Source organism: Brucella sp. GW823-FHT04E01, assembly GCF_058796175.1.
The window spans coordinates 993,358-1,009,098 of the sequence record NZ_JBXAIK010000003.1 but is presented as its reverse complement, the minus strand read 5'-3'; the positions used below and the strand labels follow the sequence as shown (position 1 = coordinate 1,009,098).

Sequence of the window (15,741 nt, the reverse complement as noted above, 5' to 3'; positions counted from 1 at the left end):
AGTAACAGCATGAAGTTATATCGTTTCATTACAGGTCCGGATGATTCCGCATTCTGTCATCGCGTCACGGCGGCGCTCAACAAGGGCTGGCTGCTCCATGGTTCGCCGACCTATGCTTTCAACGCCGCAACCGGCGTCATGCACTGCGGCCAGCCGGTGGTGAAGGAAGTCGACGGCGTCGATTACACGCCGGACATCAAGCTCGGCGAATACTGATGGCCGTCCGCCGCATCGTTGCCAATATTGCAGCCGCCGATCCTGCGGCGGCAAAGCGCTTCTACGGCGACTTGCTTGGCCTTGATGTGGCGATGGATTTCGGCTGGATCGTCACCTATGCCACGGATGCGCAGGCACGGGTACAGGTGAGCATCATGAGTGAGGGCGGGGCGGGCACACCGGTGCCCGATCTTTCCATCGAGGTCGATGATGTCGATACGGTGCTGGAGCGCGCGATCGCGTTGGGATTTCCCGTTGAATATGGCCCGGCGGATGAGGAATGGGGCGTGCGCCGCTTCTACACGCGTGACCCGTACGGTCGGCTCGTGAATATTCTAGCCCACAAGAGTTGAAAAAAGGCCGGTTTCCCGGCCTTTTGTTTTGGCTTTAGTTCAAACCGCGCTTTTCAATCATCGCGTCCGGCGTCGGCATCTTGCCACGGAATGCCTTGTAAAGCTCTTCCGGGTCGCGGCTACCGCCAGCGGCATAGATATGCTGCTTCAACTTCGCCGCTAGTTCAGGATTGAAGGCGTCGCCGGTCTCCTCGAATGCGGAGAAAGCGTCCGCATCCAGCACTTCCGACCACATATAGGAGTAGTAGCCAGCGGAATAACCGTCGCCGGAGAAGACATGGGTGAAATGCGGCGTGCGATGGCGCATGATGATCGCATCCGGCATGGAAAGCTTTTCCAGCGTCTTTACCTCGAAAGCGAGCGGATCAGCGATCTTTTCCTTACCGGTATGGAACGCCATATCCACCAGCGCGGATGAGGTGAACTCGACTGTGTTGAAGCCTGCATTGAAGGTGCGGGCCGCAAGCACCTTGTCGAGGAGCGCCTTCGGCATGGCCTCGCCGGTGCGATAATGCACAGCGTATTTCTCGAGAACGGCCGGGACGGTCAACCAGTGTTCGTAAAGCTGCGACGGCAGTTCCACGAAATCGCGCGAAACGGCAGTGCCGGAAACGGCGGGCCAGGTCACATCCGACAGAAGCCCATGCAGCGCATGGCCGAACTCGTGGAACAGCGTGCGCGCATCGTCAAGTGAGAGCAGGGCAGGTTCACCTGCCTTTGGTTTTGCAAAATTCATCACATTGTAGATGATTGGCTTCTGTCCGCCATCGAGCTTGTGGCTCGATTGGAGAGAACTCATCCATGCACCTGAGCGCTTCGAGGTGCGGGCGAAATAGTCGCCGAGGAAAAGGCCGCGTTCGCTGCCATCCGCATTGAACACCTGAAACACCCGCACATCCGGATGCCACGCAGCGATGCCCTTCTTTTCCTCGAAGCGGATGCCGAACAGGCGGCCTGCCACGTCAAAAGCGGCTTCGATGATTTTTTCGAGCTGAAGATAAGGCTTCAGTTCCGCCTCATCGAAGGCGAAGCGTTCGGCACGCAGCTTTTCAGTATAGAAGCGCCAATCCCATGGCGCAACCTTGTGATTGCCGCCATCGGCTGCGATCAGGCGCTCCAGTTCGACTTCTTCTTCATGGGCCTTGGCGCGTGCCTTGTCCCAGACGGGTTCCAGCAGGTCCATGACCGCCTTCGGCGTCTTGGCCATGGTGTCGTCGAGCTTGTAGGCGGCAAAATTGGCGTAACCGAGCAGATGTGCCTTGCGCTCGCGCAGTTCCACCATTTCGCGCACGATGTCACGATTGTCGCTTTCGCCGCCATTCTCGCCGCGCTTCGCCCAGGCATTGAACGCCTGTTCGCGCAGTTCACGATTTTCGGAGAAGGAAAGGAATGGCTCGACAATCGAGCGTGATAGCGTAACCGCCCAGGCATCCGGTTTGCCGCGTTCAGCGGCGGCACTTTGCATGGCGTTCTTCAGGAAATCCGGCAGACCGGCGAGGTCGGCTTCATCGGTGATGAACAGGGCCCAGCTTGATTCATCCTTCAGCACATTCTGACCAAAGCGCGCGCCAAGTCCGGCAAGCTTTTCATTGATGCCTGCAAGCTCCGTTTTGCCCGCCTCATCGAGCTTCGCACCGGAGCGGACAAAACCTTTCCATGTCTTTTCAAGAACGCGTTTGGTCTCGGTGTCGAGGTCCAGCATATCGCGATTTTCATAGAGCGCGTCGATGCGGGCGAAAAGCGCCGGGTCCATCATGATGCGCGAATAATGACGTGACATTTTCGGCGCGATCTCGCGTTCGAGCGCCTGGATCGTGTCGTTGCTATGCGCACCAGCGCGCATCCAGAAAATCGATGAAACGCGGTCGAGCGCCTTGCCGGTCAGTTGCAGAGCTTTCAGCGTATTATCGATGGTCGCTTCATCGGTCGCCTTCGCGATGACTTCCACTTCTGCGAGGTCCGCAGCCAACGCGGCATCGAATGCAGACGCGAAATCGTCATCCTTGAAAGCGGTGAAATCCGGCAGGCCCAGCGGTCCGCTCCATTCAGTCAGGGCGCGATTGTAAGCGGTCTTGTCGGACATGATGAGACTCCGGTTCAGATGAATTCGATATGGATCAGACTTAGGAGTTAAGTAGCAGAGGGGCAAGGGCTGGAAGGCCGCTTTCACGGTTTCCACATCGCGGGCGTCTCGCTGCCGGGGCAGGAGCTTGGAAAAAGCGTTCGACATCGTCTTGCAGGGCTTGACTTTATTGGCGACCCAGCGCAAATCACGCTCGCAGCCGAATTTCTGCGGCAGCATTTTCAACCGGAGTTTTATTCTCTTATGCCCAGCGACAGTCACAGTCGATTGTTTCAGCCGTCAAGGCAGTTCGTGATCTGATCGCTTGCGGTCGGCTTGCACGGTCTGCCTTCGACGGCGGATCGACAGAAAGGCAAGCCCATGACCGACAACAACTTCTTCCCGGAAGTACTCAATGTTGCCGACCTCCCTGCTGCTGCCATCGCAAGCCGCATTGCGGACATGCGTACCGGCGACGCAGTGGAACTCGTTAACGAACTCGATGCCGATGATGCAGTCGCCGTCATCGCGCAGCTTTCGCACGAAGATGCCATCCGTCTGCTCGACCAGCCGGAACTTCACCGTGCTACCGAAATCATCGCTACCCTGCCGCCCGGCCTCGCGAGTCTCCTGCTCGATGGTATGTCGGCGGACCGTGCAACCGACGTTTTTCAGGAACTGGAAGACGACGACCGCGCACGCCTGTTTCCCATTCTCGCGCCTGAAACCAAGGTCGCGCTGAAGAAATTGATGGGCTATCCGCCGAATACGGCGGGCTCGCTCATGACCATCGAATTCATTGCCGTGCCTTCCAACTGGAATGTTGGCCAGACGCTGGAATATATCCGCAAGGTCGAACGCACGCGCGAGACGGTTTATGCAATCTACGTGGTTGATCCGGCCAGCCGTGTTCTGTTGGGTGTGGTCAGCTTGCGCCGCCTCATCATCCGCCAGCCGGACGAACCGATTCTGTCTATCGCCCGCGACGAAGAGCCGATCACCATTTCGCCTCTCGCAAGTCGTGAGGAAGTGGCGCGCCTGTTCCGCAAGCACGACCTTCTGGCCGTACCTGTGGTGGACGAAAGCCGTCACATCATCGGCATTGTGACCGTTGATGACGTGCTCGACGCCATGACGGAAGAGGCAAGCGAGGACGCTTACCGTTTCGGCGGTATGGAGGCGCTCGACAAGCCCTATATGCGCATCGGCTTCGGCGAGATGCTGAAGAAGCGTGCGGGCTGGCTCGGCATCCTTTTCCTCGGCGAGATGCTGACCGCGAGCGCGATGCAGCATTTCGAGCTGGAGCTTGAAAAGGCTCTCGTGCTGACGCTGTTCATCCCGCTCATCATGTCATCGGGCGGTAACTCCGGCTCTCAGGCGACGTCGCTGATTATCCGCGCGCTGGCCTTGCAGGAAATCAAGCTCAAGGACTGGTGGCGTGTCGCCCTGCGCGAATTGCCAACGGGCTTGGCCCTTGGCAGCTTCCTCGGCGTCATTGGCATCATTCGCATCGCCATCTGGCAGACGCTTGGCATCTACGACTATGGCGAACACTGGATTCTGGTGGCCGCGACCGTCGGTATGGCGCTGGTCTGCATCGTGACTTTCGGCTCGCTGACAGGCTCCATGCTGCCTTTCATCCTGCAAAGGCTCGGATTCGATCCGGCCAGCGCATCGGCGCCTTTCGTCGCCACACTGGTCGATGTGACCGGTCTCGTGATCTATTTCAGCGTCGCGCTGGTCATTTTGTCAGGCACGCTCTTGTAAGGCTCGGGCATGTCGCGAAAAAAGTGGAAACCGGTTTTTCGATAACGACATGCCCAAAAAGAATTCAAAAAACTGTCAGAATGACAGTGTAAAAATGCAATGAAATTCGGGTTTTTCGGGTTAATTGGGGGGCAGTTTCGCGCTGCCCCTTTCTAAAATGCAAAAAAACCTGTAAGAGCGCCGCATTGTTTTTCCGCGCGGGTTTGTTGGCGCGGCTCCCAACTCATATAGAAGTGATCTCCATATGGAATTGCGTAATATCGCTATTATCGCACACGTCGATCATGGCAAAACCACTCTGGTCGATGAACTCCTGAAGCAGTCCGGCTCGTTCCGCGACAACCAGCGCGTTGCAGAACGCATGATGGATTCCAACGACATCGAAAAGGAACGCGGGATCACCATTCTCGCGAAGGCCACTTCGGTTGTCTGGAAAAACACGCGTATCAACATCGTCGACACGCCGGGCCACGCCGACTTCGGCGGTGAAGTTGAGCGTATCCTCTCGATGGTGGACGGCGCTATCGTTCTCGTTGATGCTGCTGAAGGTCCAATGCCACAGACGAAGTTCGTTGTTGGCAAGGCGCTGAAAGTCGGCCTGCGTCCGATCGTTGCGATCAACAAGATCGACCGTCCGGATGGCCGTCATGAAGAAGTCATCAACGAAGTGTTCGACCTCTTCGCCAATCTCGACGCGACCGACGAACAGCTCGACTTCCCGATCCTGTACGGTTCAGGCCGTAACGGCTGGATGGCGCTGAACCCGGAAGGCCCGCAGGACGAAGGTCTGGCTCCGCTGTTCGACCTCGTGCTCAAGCACGTTCCGGCACCGAAGGTTGCTGAAGGTCCGTTCCGCATGATTGGTACGATCCTCGAAGCCGATCCGTTCCTGGGCCGCATCATCACCGGTCGTATCCATTCCGGCTCGATCAAGCCGAACCAGGCCGTCAAGGTTCTCGGTCAGGATGGTTCGTTGCTCGAAAACGGCCGTATCTCGAAGATCCTTGCATTCCGCGGTATCGAGCGTCAGGCCATTGACGAAGCCCATGCAGGTGACATCGTCGCTATCGCCGGTCTTTCCAAGGGCACCGTTGCCGACACCTTCTGCGATCCTTCGGTAAGCGAGCCGCTGGCTGCTCAGCCAATCGATCCGCCGACCGTGACCATGTCCTTCATCGTCAATGACAGCCCTTATGCGGGCACCGAAGGCGACAAGGTGACGAGCCGCGTTATCCGTGACCGTCTGCTCAAGGAAGCTGAAGGCAACGTTGCACTGAAGATTGAGGAATCGACCGAAAAGGATTCGTTCTTCGTGTCCGGTCGTGGCGAATTGCAGCTTGCAGTTCTGATCGAAAACATGCGCCGTGAGGGCTTCGAGCTTGGCGTTTCGCGTCCGCGCGTCGTCATGAAGGACGGCGAGAACGGCGAGAAGCTGGAGCCGGTGGAAGAAGTCGTCATCGACGTCGATGAAGAATATTCCGGCACGGTTGTGCAGAAGATGTCCGAACGCAAGGCCGAAATGGTCGAGCTGCGTCCTTCCGGCGGCAACCGCGTTCGTATGGTGTTCTACGCACCGACCCGTGGTCTGATCGGCTATCAATCGGAACTTCTGACCGATACGCGCGGCACGGCGATCATGAACCGTCTGTTCCACGACTATCAGCCGTACAAGGGTGAAATCGCTGGTCGCAACAATGGCGTTCTGATCTCCAACGATCAGGGTGAAGCTGTTGCTTACGCATTGTTCAACCTTGAAGATCGCGGCCCGATGATCATCGACGCTGGTGTCAAGGTCTATCAGGGCATGCTGATCGGCATTCACAGCCGTGACAACGATCTGGAAGTCAACGTGCTCAAGGGCAAGAAGCTCACCAACATCCGCGCCGCAGGCAAGGATGAAGCCGTGAAGCTCACCCCGCCGATCAAGATGACGCTGGAACGCGCTCTGTCGTGGATTCAGGACGACGAGCTGGTTGAAGTGACGCCGAAGTCGATCCGTCTTCGCAAGCTCTACCTCGACCCGAATGAGCGCAAGCGCTTCGAAAAGAGCGGCAAGTCCAGCGCTGCATAAGTTCGACAACATAAAAGAAAACGGCGCCTTCGGGCGCCGTTTTTGTTTGCACGTTTAACGTGAACTTCAGCTCTTTGGTCGATTATGAGATCAATTGGGGGCGCTGATGATATTCTCGCGTTATGAGCGATTTGTTCTGACTGTCGTTGGTGCGTTGGGCGCAATCGACATTCTTCTGATTGCCGCGAAGGGCATTCGCGTAGACTGGACAGGCTACGGAATGATCGGGGCGATCGGTCTTGGAACGATCATGCTCGGCCTGTTTTATCGCTTCGTAAGGAATGATGCCCGGATTGCGGAGACACTCATTCTGACTGCGGGCTTCATATTGTTCACACTGGTCGGGTCGGTCTTTAACTATATGTTGCTGCCGATCCATTTCCCGCGAATTGACGAATTCCTGGTCGGGGTCGATCGACTGATGGGATATGATTGGCCAAGTCTGGTCACATACATTGCGCAGTGGCCCGGTGTTTCAGCACTGTTGAAGATAGTTTACTTCACTTCTCTGCCGCAGTTGGTGATGGTTGTTCTGTTGCTCGGCTTTTCGGGGCAATCAGAAAAACTTGCTCATTTCCTGATGACTGGAATTGTAGGCGCTCTTCTCAGCATCGTGGTGTGGGCCTTTTTTCCAACATTCGGTACATCGGCTGTATGGAACCTGCCTGATGATGTTGTGAGAAGTGCAGGATTGGCTGTCGGTCCGTCCTATGGCTTGGAATTGATCCGCTTGTCGAAGGAAGGGGTAGATTATCTGACGCCAGCCAATGTGCTCGGCCTGATCGGATTCCCGTCGTTCCACACCGTCATGGCTGCCATGTCCGTGGTCTTTACATGGCGCATCGCATGGGTGCGTTTACCGGTACTCGCTCTGAATATATTCATGGTACCCGCGATCCTGCTGCACGGCGGACACCATCTGAGCGATGTCTTTGGTGGACTGGCTGTTTTCACCATTGCCTATTTTATCGCGCACTATGCGATCAACGTTCTCCGCGACGATAGGGCTGCATCAGCGCCTGCGGGACACGTGCCCGCCGCGCCATCACGATGAGCGCCACAATCGACATGATATAAGGGATCATCAGGAAAAGCTGATACGGAACGACCTTGCCGTAGACCGTCTGCAGACGCAGCTGGAAAGCATCGAAGAGTGCAAAGAGCAAGGCACCCAGAAGCGCACGAGCAGGCTTCCAAGAAGCGAAAACGACGAGCGCGATACAGACCCAGCCGCGTCCCTGCATCATCGTCGGGAAAAACGAATTGAAGGCGGAAAGCGTAAGGAACGCGCCGCCGACAGCCATGAGCGCGCTGCCGAACATGATTGTGAAAATGCGCACGCGGATCGGGTTGATGCCCTGCGCTTCGGCGGCATGCGGGTTTTCACCGGTCATGCGGATGGCAAGGCCGAGCGGCGTGCGGAAAAGCACATAACCAAGCAGGAGAGCCAGCGGAATGGCGATCCATGTGAGGGCCGTTTGGGTGCCAAGCACCTGTCCGACGAACGGAATATCCGCAAGCCAGGACGGATTGACCGGCTGGAATGGTGTGATCGTCGGCGGAGTTGAAGAGAGCGGCACCAGAAGACGAAACAGGAAATAGCTAAGGCTCGATACAAATAATGTGATGCCAAGACCGACCACATGCTGTGACAGGCCGAGCGGGACGGTGAGGGCTGCATGAAGCAGGCCGAACAGAGCGCCGGAAGCGGCGGCGGCGAGCACACCGACCCACAGGTCGGCACCATTATAGACAGTCAGCCAGCCGATCATCGCGCCGAAGGTCATGATTCCTTCGATACCGAGATTGAGCACGCCCGCCCGTTCGCAATAAAGCGCACCGAGCGTGCCGAAGATCAGTGGCGTTGCAATGCGCAGGACCGAGACCCAGAGGCCTGCGGAGAGCAGGATATCCATCAACTCGTTCATCGGGCGATCCTGTATTGTGTGAAGAACAGAGCAACCAGCATAGTCAGAAGCGACAGCGCCACGGTGACATCGGCGATGAAGCTCGGAATGCCAATGGCACGGCTCATGCCGTCGGCACCGACAAACATTGCGGCAGCAAAAAGTGCGGAGAAGATCGCGCCGATAGGATTCAAATTGGCCAACATGGCGACAATGATGCCGGAATAGCCGAAGCCCGGCGACAGATCGGTCGTGACGTAACCCTTAACGCCCATGACCTGTATTGCGCCTGCAAGTCCTGCAAGACCACCGGAAATGCAGGCGACTTTCACCAGTGTCTTGCCAAGCGGAACGCCTGCAAAACGCGCGGCTTGCGGGTTGAGACCGGCAGCCTTGGTTTCCAGCCCGAACACGGTGCGCTTTTGCACATAGGCGATGATGAGCGCAAGAGCGATAGCGATGACTATGCCAATGTGAAGCCGCATGCCCGCCATGATTTTCGGCAGCACCGCCGCATCCGGCACAGGCTCGGATTGCGGCCAGCCAAAGGCGAGGGGGTCTTTCATCGGCCCTTCGATCATCATCGAGACGATGAGCACGGCAACGAAGTTCAAGAGTAGTGTCGTCACCACTTCATCGACACCGAAGCGCAGGCGAAGCCCGAGCGGGATGAGCAGGAAAATCATGCCTGCAATCGCGCCGACCACGAGCAGCAGCGGAATGAGAATAGCGGCTGGAAGCTGCAATTGCGTCCCACAGGCGACCACCGCCAGCGCACCCATATAGAACTGGCCTTCGGCGCCGATATTCCAGAGTTTGGAGCGGAAGGCGACGGCAGCGGCAAGGCCGGTCAGCATCAGGGGTGTTGCGCGGGTGAGTGTTTCGGTGATCGAAAGCTTGTTGCCGAAAGCGCCGATGGCTATCTGGCGGAAGGATTCCAAAACCGGCGCACCGGCAGCGGCAATGAGCAGTCCGGCAAGCACAAAGGCGGTCAAAACGGCGATAATTGGTGCGGTTGCTACCAGTGCCATGGGCCGTGTTTCGCGTCTTTCAATACGCATCAGTTCAGCCCCTTCGTGAGATTAGTCTGCCATTCCCCAGCCATCATCAGGCCCAGCCGTTGCGCATTGGCTTCTCCGGCGTCAATCGGCGGCGAGAGGCGGCCCTTGACGATGGCCTGTACGCGGTCGGCAAGGCCGATAATTTCATCCAGATCTTCCGAGATTAGCAGAACCGCTGCTCCCTTTGCCCGCGCTTCCAGAATACGGGCATGAATGGCTGCGACGGCACCTTCATCAAGGCCACGCGTCGGTTGCGCCGCGATCAGAATGCGCGGAGCCGTTTCCAGATTGCGACCCAGAATAAGCTTCTGCATGTTGCCGCCGGAAAGCAGGCGAATGCGGCTATCAGGCGTGCCGCCGCGCACATCGAAATCCTTGATGATGCGGTCGGTAAATTCACGCGCAGCCGCGCGATTGACCAGAAGACCATTGGAGAACTGCGGATCACGCACGCGTTCAAGCACAGCATTTTCCCAAAGCGTCAGGTCACCGATTGCGCCTTCAGCGTTGCGATCTTCCGGGATGCGGCCAACACCTTCCGCCACAAACTGGCGCGGGTCGAATTTGGTGACCGTTTGGCCGAACATGACAAGTGAGCCACTCGCAGGCTGGCTGAGACCCGAAACGAGACGCCCAAGCGCTGCCTGGCCGTTGCCGGAAACGCCGATGATGCCGAGCGTTTCGCCAGCGCGAAGGTGAAAGCCGAGATCAGTCAAGCGTGTCGCGCCATCTTCCACCACTGTTACATTCTTTGCTTCCAGCAAGGTTTCGCCGGGCGTGGCCGCTGCACGCGAAGGGCGCGAAACACGACGGCCAACCATCAGTTCAGCGAGTTCCTCCTTCGAGGTTTCGGAGGCCTTGCGCTCAGCGACAAGCTTTCCGCCGCGCAGGACGACAACGCGGTCGGCTGCCGACATGACTTCATGCAGCTTGTGCGAGATGAAGATCAGCGACAGGCCCTGACGTGCCATTTCTTTCAGTGTCGCGAAGAGGTTTTCGGCTTCCTGCGTGGTCAGAACGGCGGTCGGTTCGTCGAGGATCAGAATGTCGGCGTCGTTATAAAGCGCTTTGAGAATTTCCACGCGCTGTTGTTCGCCGACCGAAAGATCGCCAAGCCGCATATCCGGATCGACCTTGAGGCCGAAACGCTCGGCAATCTGCGCGATCTTGGCGCGCGCAGCACCATGCGCAGATTTGAGCTTCCAGAGGCTTTCAGTGCCGGTGATGATGTTTTCCAGAACCGTGAGATTGGGCGCGAGCGTGAAATGCTGGTGCACCATGCCAACGCCCGCATCGATGGCGGCGCGGGGCTTGCCCTGCGGGATTTCTGCACCCTTGACGAAGACACGGCCCTCATCCGGCACATAATGGCCGAACAGGATATTCATCAGCGTGGTTTTGCCTGCGCCATTCTCGCCCAGGAAAGCGAGGATTTCGCCGCGCTCAAGCTTCAGCGAAATATCGTCATTGGCGGTAAGCTGGCCAAACCGCTTGGTGATGTTCTGCAGTTCAAGAACGGTCGTGGTCATATGTTCAACCCCGCAACGGGAAATCTGTGCTGCCAGCGCTGGTCCGCCTCCAGACGCTGGCCAAGGCTCAAAAGCAGCCGGTCCGCGCCCATCGGCGCTACAAGCTGCAAGGCGACCGGCATGTTGTTGGTATCCGTCGCAAAGGGAAGCGAGAGCGCCGGAAAACCGGAAATATTGGCGAGCGCTGCATAAGGTGCGAAAGCATTCATCTTCTGCCAATGTGCATCGACATCACCGTGATCCATGGGAAAGGAGCCGAGCGGCATTGGCCCGCGCGCGAGCATGGGTGTAATCAGCACGTCGATGTCGCGGAAAATCTGCCAGAGCATATGTGCGGCGCTGACAGCTCCGTTCATGGCGCGGTAAAGCGCGGTGGCTTCCATGCGCCGCCCGCGCTCCGCAACGGCGCGGGTGAGCGGTTCAAGCTTGTCTTCATCAAGGGCCAGAAAATCGATTGCAGCCGCAAGATTGACGGAAATGATACGGTCGAATGCGCGCGTGCTGGAAGCGATCAGCGGGCTGAATTCCGAAGCCGGGATTTCGCGGATTGTGTGCCCCTGTACCTCAAGGAAATGCGCCGCCTCTGCCACAACCTGCAAGCGCTCTGATGTGATTGGATAGTTTGCGAGATCGCCGGTCACTATGCCGATACGAAGGCGGTCCGGCAAATCGCCTGCCTGCATCGCCGGGTCGGGCAGAAAGCCTTCTGTTTTGCCTTCGACAAGCGGCAGTAACGCTTTCGCATCACGGACCGAGCGGCAAAGCGCAAATTCGCTCGCAATGCCTGCGAGATAATTGCCGAAATGCGGACCAGCGGGCATAGCACCGCGACTTGGTTTCAGGCCGACAAGCCCGCAGGTTGCGGCGGGTACGCGGATGGAACCACCAGCGTCGGTAGCGTGCGCAATTGCGACTATCCCGGTTGCAACCGCTGCTGCTGCTCCGCCGGATGATCCACCGGGTGAAAGCGTTTCATCGAAGGGGTGGCGTGCGGGAGGAGCTCCCGCTGGCTCGCTCGCAAGCGCCAGACCGAATTCGGGAACGGTGGTAGTACCGAAGAAATTCAATCCGGCTGCGCGTAGCCGGTGGCCGAGTTCGGAATCCATCTGAGGTGAGGCATTGAGGAATGCCTGCGAGCCGAGTCGGATCGGCAGACCGGCACAGGGCCCGCCCAGATCCTTGAACAAGGAGGGAACGCCCGCGAAGGCAGCTCTGGATGGCGCTGCATCGAATGCGATGGCACCGGCGCGGCCAAGATCGCGATCGAGATATGCAATGGCGCCCAAGGGGCGCCATTTTTCTGCTGCGTCGAGAGCGGCATCCATGGCCTGTTCGGCACTGAGGATTCCTTCCACAATCGCCTGCGCGAGCGCGGTCGCATCCTGCTGGTTCATGTCGATTGCCACGATATGCTTGCCCGTCCTAAATGATTACTTCGGTTCGGCCGGGTTCGGCTTGTACTCGAACTTGCCTTCCTTCAGTTCCACACGGCGGGCTTCCATCTTGGCTTCCGCTTCGGCAGGGGCAATGCCCTTGACGTAGATGATGTCGTTGCCGCCTTCCTTCATCAGGCTGAACGGCGTGTAATCCTTGCCGGTTGCCTGGCTGGCCTTCACGTCGGCGATAGCCGCATTCAGGATCGGGCGGAAATTCCAGATCGCATTGGCGAAGACCGTGTCGGGATAGCGCGGCGTATAGTCGATCAGCGAGCCGATGGCCTTGATACCGCGTTCCTTGGCGGCATCGGCTGTGCCGATGCGCTCACCGAACAGGATGTCGGCACCGGAGTCGATCTGGGCAAGACCGGCTTCGCGTGCTTTCGGTGGGTCAAAGAAGGTGCCAATGAACGATGCGATGAACTTCGCATCGGGACGGGTTTCCTTCACGCCATCCTGAAAGGCATTGATGAGCATGTTGACTTCCGGGATCGGCACGGCACCGACGGAGCCGAAGGTGCCGGACTTGCTCATCGCGCCTGCCAGCATGCCTGCGAGATAGGCAGATTCAAAGTTCCAGGTGCCGAAAACACCAAAATTATCGCCCTGCGGCTTGCCGGAGGAGCCCATGACGAAAGCCGTCTTCGGATAATCGCCTGCCACCTGGCGCGCTTCGCGTTCGACGGCATAGGATTCGCCGACAATCAGCTTGATGCCTTGTTCGGCATATTCGCGCATGGCGCGGGGGTAGTCGCTCGCCGAAACGCCTTCGGAAAAGACATATTCGATGACGCCTTCGTCATTTGCCTGCTTCAGTGCCTCGTGAAGGCGGGAATTCCAGGCATTTTCGACCGGCGAGGCGTGGATGCCTGCGACTTTCAGCTTTTCATCGGCCGCAAAGACGCGAGTGGTCATTGCCGTTGCGCCGAGTGCTGCAGACATTGCGAGAATGTCGCGACGGGTAAAGTTAGGTGCTTTGATGATTTTGGTCATAGGACCCCTCTTTTGTGTTTTCGGCGTGCCGGGAATGCACTGCCGGTTGCTTCGTTTTGTGTGAGCAGAATGTATGAGCAACGGTTCTATCTTTGCTCAATCTGCCTCGAATACAAGCGAATTAGGCTGCGGCCTGAAAATTAGGCATGGGGTTTCAAGCCGCGACTGTTCCGGTTCGTTCATCCGGCAATGTGCCGGGTAGGCCGAAACTGTTGAAATTGTTAGCCGATTGGCGCGTAATCAGCCCCGTCAACCGAAGACGGACGGCCTTCGAGATTGATGCGGCTTATGCGCTGCGGGGTTTCGGCGATGACCTTGCCGCGCTTCACGACCTTGAGGCGGTTTGCCTTGAGCCGCAGCGCTTCAATCGGATCGCGCGCCTGCAGCACTACGAAATCGGCATTGCAGCCCTTGGCAAGGCCATAGCCGTCGAGGCCCAGTGCCTTGGCGGAATTGACGGTGAGTGCATCGAAAACCTGTTTCTTGCCTTCGATGGAGGTCATCTGTGCGACATGGATCGCCATGTGACCGACTTCCAGCATGTCGCCGGAACCCATCGAGTACCAGGGGTCCATCACGCAATCGTGGCCGAAAGCGACATTGATACCGGCAGCCATCAGCTCCGGCACGCGTGTCATTCCGCGGCGCTTGGGATAGGTGTCCGCGCGGCCCTGAAGCGTGATGTTGATGAGCGGGTTCGGGATGGCGTTCATCTTTGCTTCCGCAATCAGCGGGATGAGCTTCGAGACGTAATAATTATCCATGGAATGCATGGAGGTGAGGTGCGAACCGGAAACGCGGCCCTGCAGGCCAAAACGCATGGTCTGCGCCGCCAGCGTCTCGACATGGCGCGACATCGGATCGTCGCTTTCGTCGCAATGGATATCGACCGGCAGCCCGCGTTCAGCGGCAATGCGGCAGAGTTCCTCCAGCGAGGCTGCGCCATCAGCCATGGTGCGCTCAAAATGCGGAATGCCGCCGACGACGTCGAGGCCCATATCGAGCGAGCGGTTGACGAGATCGACTGCGCCCGGCGAACGGTAGTAACCATCCTGCGGGAAGGCCACGAGCTGCAGGTCGATGTAAGGCTTCACCTTCTCGCGCACTTCAATCATCGCTTCAGCAGTGAGAAGGCGCGGATCGCTGACATCGACATGGCTGCGAATGGCCAGCAGGCCCTGCGAAACGGCCAGATCGCAATAACGCAGCGCGCGCTCGACCATGGCTTCAACGGTCAGCATCGGCTTCAGTTCGCCCCAGAGCGCGATGCCTTCAAGAAGCGTACCGGAACGGTTGAGGCGCGGCAGGCCGAGCGACAGGGTCGCGTCCATATGGAAATGCGGATCGATGAAAGGCGGGGTCACGAGCCGGTCGGTTGCATCGATTTCCTGAGCCGCCTGATGCTCCCCCTTGGAGGGCCCGATATCGGCAATCTTGCCGTCCTTGACCAAAATGTCCTGCTTCTCGCGACCGTCGGGGAGATTGGCGTTTCTCACGATCAAATCGAACATCGGCGGGACCTTTCATCTGGATATGCAAGAACAGAGCTCAAAAATTTGGGCTCATTTTTCAATTGCCTTATACCCTATATCCGGTGGGCGCAATGCCAGGGGAAGCTGGAAGGGGTCGTCATCCTCAATGGAAAATGCTAGGCCCCGCAATCATCTTTGTAGGATTGCCATGTTCACGATCAGTCGCGTCGAAACCTTTAGTCAGGAGATCAAGAAAAGTCGATTTCTGGCCATTGCTGCGCCTGTCGCAAACGAGCAGGCGGCGAAGGATTTTTTGAGCGAGCATTCCGATCTGTCGGCGAGCCATAATTGCTGGGCCTGGCGCATGGGGCAGAACTACCGTTTCAGTGACGACGGTGAGCCAAGCGGCACGGCAGGAAAGCCGATCCTGCAGGCAATCGACGGCCAGCAGCTGGACAATATTGCAGTCGTGGTTACGCGCTGGTTCGGCGGCATTCTTCTGGGAAGTGGTGGCCTGATGCGCGCCTATGGCGGCACTGCCGCTACCTGTCTGCGACAGGCTGAGAAAACAGAAGTTATTCCGCTGGTCGGATTTCAGTTCGCCTGCGATTTTTCAGATCATGCGCTGCTGAAAGCACGCCTGACAGCGGTGGAAAACCTTGCCATCGCGCAAGAGAATTTCACCGGCACCGGCGTGAAAATGGCGGGCACAATGCCCATCGCCGCGCGGGATGAACTATCCCGCCTCGTCACCGATCTGACGCGCGGCAAGACGATTATCGCATTTGATGACTAGAGCATGTCTCCCAAAAGTGGGGACCGGTTTTGGGATAAAGACATGCTTAAAAACAAAGAGATAGAGTGTTTCCAATGA

General features: G+C 57.8%; 13 protein-coding genes. 6 read left to right on the top strand and 7 right to left on the bottom strand.

What is annotated here, in order from left to right:
* The first annotated feature begins 9 nt into the window (after positions 1 to 9).
* Together AC1RHM_RS15025 and AC1RHM_RS15020 are read left to right on the top strand one after the other, a co-directional pair.
* Positions 10 to 216, top strand: a complete 207-nt coding sequence (locus AC1RHM_RS15025) for a DUF1737 domain-containing protein (protein ID WP_010658498.1) — start codon at positions 10 to 12, stop codon at positions 214 to 216.
* Positions 216 to 569 (top strand): VOC family protein, encoded by a 354-nt coding sequence (locus AC1RHM_RS15020; protein WP_010658499.1) that lies wholly within the window; start codon positions 216 to 218, stop codon positions 567 to 569. The genes AC1RHM_RS15025 and AC1RHM_RS15020 overlap by 1 nt, the downstream gene beginning before the upstream one ends.
* A gap of 34 nt (positions 570 to 603) precedes the next feature.
* Here the strand turns inward: AC1RHM_RS15020 and AC1RHM_RS15015 are convergent, their stop codons facing one another.
* On the bottom strand, positions 604 to 2,652 hold the full coding sequence (locus AC1RHM_RS15015; protein WP_105529300.1) for a M3 family metallopeptidase: 2,049 nt from the start codon (positions 2,650 to 2,652) through the stop codon (positions 604 to 606).
* 360 nt (positions 2,653 to 3,012) lie between these two features.
* On the opposite strand from AC1RHM_RS15015, the gene mgtE reads away from it, so the two are divergent.
* From mgtE to AC1RHM_RS15000, 3 genes are all read left to right on the top strand, one after another.
* The gene (gene mgtE, locus AC1RHM_RS15010; protein ID WP_010658501.1) at positions 3,013 to 4,398 is read left to right on the top strand and encodes a magnesium transporter; all 1,386 of its coding nucleotides are present in this window, start codon (positions 3,013 to 3,015) and stop codon (positions 4,396 to 4,398) included.
* A 244-nt stretch (positions 4,399 to 4,642) separates the two neighbouring features.
* Positions 4,643 to 6,469 (top strand): translational GTPase TypA, encoded by a 1,827-nt coding sequence (typA, locus tag AC1RHM_RS15005; RefSeq protein WP_010658502.1) that lies wholly within the window; start codon positions 4,643 to 4,645, stop codon positions 6,467 to 6,469.
* 106 nt (positions 6,470 to 6,575) lie between these two features.
* Positions 6,576 to 7,523, top strand: a complete 948-nt coding sequence (locus AC1RHM_RS15000; protein ID WP_010658503.1) for a phosphatase PAP2 family protein — start codon at positions 6,576 to 6,578, stop codon at positions 7,521 to 7,523.
* Here AC1RHM_RS15000 and AC1RHM_RS14995 read toward each other — a convergent pair.
* The 6 genes from AC1RHM_RS14995 to AC1RHM_RS14970 form a co-directional block, all read right to left on the bottom strand.
* Entirely contained in the window at positions 7,453 to 8,397 is a 945-nt protein-coding gene (locus AC1RHM_RS14995) for an ABC transporter permease (RefSeq protein ID WP_010658504.1), read from the bottom strand. The genes AC1RHM_RS15000 and AC1RHM_RS14995 overlap by 71 nt on opposite strands.
* Complete coding sequence (locus tag AC1RHM_RS14990) at positions 8,394 to 9,437, bottom strand: ABC transporter permease (RefSeq protein WP_010658505.1); 1,044 nt, start codon at positions 9,435 to 9,437, stop codon at positions 8,394 to 8,396. The genes AC1RHM_RS14995 and AC1RHM_RS14990 overlap by 4 nt, the downstream gene beginning before the upstream one ends.
* Positions 9,437 to 10,966 carry an ABC transporter ATP-binding protein gene (locus tag AC1RHM_RS14985; RefSeq protein ID WP_010658506.1) on the bottom strand — a complete coding sequence of 510 codons (1,530 nt, stop codon included), beginning with the start codon at positions 10,964 to 10,966 and terminating at the stop codon, positions 9,437 to 9,439. The genes AC1RHM_RS14990 and AC1RHM_RS14985 overlap by 1 nt, the downstream gene beginning before the upstream one ends.
* Positions 10,963 to 12,360, bottom strand: a complete 1,398-nt coding sequence (locus AC1RHM_RS14980) for an amidase (protein WP_036563440.1) — start codon at positions 12,358 to 12,360, stop codon at positions 10,963 to 10,965. Before AC1RHM_RS14980 ends, AC1RHM_RS14985 begins: the two co-directional genes overlap by 4 nt.
* A 36-nt stretch (positions 12,361 to 12,396) precedes the next feature.
* Complete coding sequence (locus AC1RHM_RS14975) at positions 12,397 to 13,395, bottom strand: BMP family protein (protein WP_010658508.1); 999 nt, start codon at positions 13,393 to 13,395, stop codon at positions 12,397 to 12,399.
* 221 nt (positions 13,396 to 13,616) lie between these two features.
* Complete coding sequence (locus AC1RHM_RS14970) at positions 13,617 to 14,906, bottom strand: amidohydrolase family protein (RefSeq protein WP_010658509.1); 1,290 nt, start codon at positions 14,904 to 14,906, stop codon at positions 13,617 to 13,619.
* A gap of 169 nt (positions 14,907 to 15,075) precedes the next feature.
* On the opposite strand from AC1RHM_RS14970, the gene AC1RHM_RS14965 reads away from it, so the two are divergent.
* A complete protein-coding gene (locus AC1RHM_RS14965) occupies positions 15,076 to 15,663 on the top strand; it encodes an IMPACT family protein (protein ID WP_010658510.1) in 588 nt (195 codons plus the stop codon).
* Positions 15,664 to 15,741 lie beyond the last annotated feature (78 nt).

What these genes read in the sequence shown, in the direction of transcription:
- AC1RHM_RS14965 (WP_010658510.1), top strand. Translation starts at nt 15,076, where the DNA reads ATGTTCACGATCAGTCGCGTCGAAACCTTTAGTCAGGAGATCAAGAAA.
- AC1RHM_RS14995 (WP_010658504.1), bottom strand. Translation starts at nt 8,397, where the DNA reads ATGAACGAGTTGATGGATATCCTGCTCTCCGCAGGCCTCTGGGTCTCG.
- AC1RHM_RS14990 (WP_010658505.1), bottom strand. Translation starts at nt 9,437, where the DNA reads ATGCGTATTGAAAGACGCGAAACACGGCCCATGGCACTGGTAGCAACC.
- mgtE (WP_010658501.1), top strand. Translation starts at nt 3,013, where the DNA reads ATGACCGACAACAACTTCTTCCCGGAAGTACTCAATGTTGCCGACCTC.
- AC1RHM_RS14980 (WP_036563440.1), bottom strand. Translation starts at nt 12,360, where the DNA reads ATGAACCAGCAGGATGCGACCGCGCTCGCGCAGGCGATTGTGGAAGGA.
- AC1RHM_RS14985 (WP_010658506.1), bottom strand. Translation starts at nt 10,966, where the DNA reads ATGACCACGACCGTTCTTGAACTGCAGAACATCACCAAGCGGTTTGGC.
- typA (WP_010658502.1), top strand. Translation starts at nt 4,643, where the DNA reads ATGGAATTGCGTAATATCGCTATTATCGCACACGTCGATCATGGCAAA.
- AC1RHM_RS14975 (WP_010658508.1), bottom strand. Translation starts at nt 13,395, where the DNA reads ATGACCAAAATCATCAAAGCACCTAACTTTACCCGTCGCGACATTCTC.
- AC1RHM_RS14970 (WP_010658509.1), bottom strand. Translation starts at nt 14,906, where the DNA reads ATGTTCGATTTGATCGTGAGAAACGCCAATCTCCCCGACGGTCGCGAG.
- AC1RHM_RS15015 (WP_105529300.1), bottom strand. Translation starts at nt 2,652, where the DNA reads ATGTCCGACAAGACCGCTTACAATCGCGCCCTGACTGAATGGAGCGGA.
- AC1RHM_RS15000 (WP_010658503.1), top strand. Translation starts at nt 6,576, where the DNA reads ATGATATTCTCGCGTTATGAGCGATTTGTTCTGACTGTCGTTGGTGCG.
- AC1RHM_RS15020 (WP_010658499.1), top strand. Translation starts at nt 216, where the DNA reads ATGGCCGTCCGCCGCATCGTTGCCAATATTGCAGCCGCCGATCCTGCG.
- AC1RHM_RS15025 (WP_010658498.1), top strand. Translation starts at nt 10, where the DNA reads ATGAAGTTATATCGTTTCATTACAGGTCCGGATGATTCCGCATTCTGT.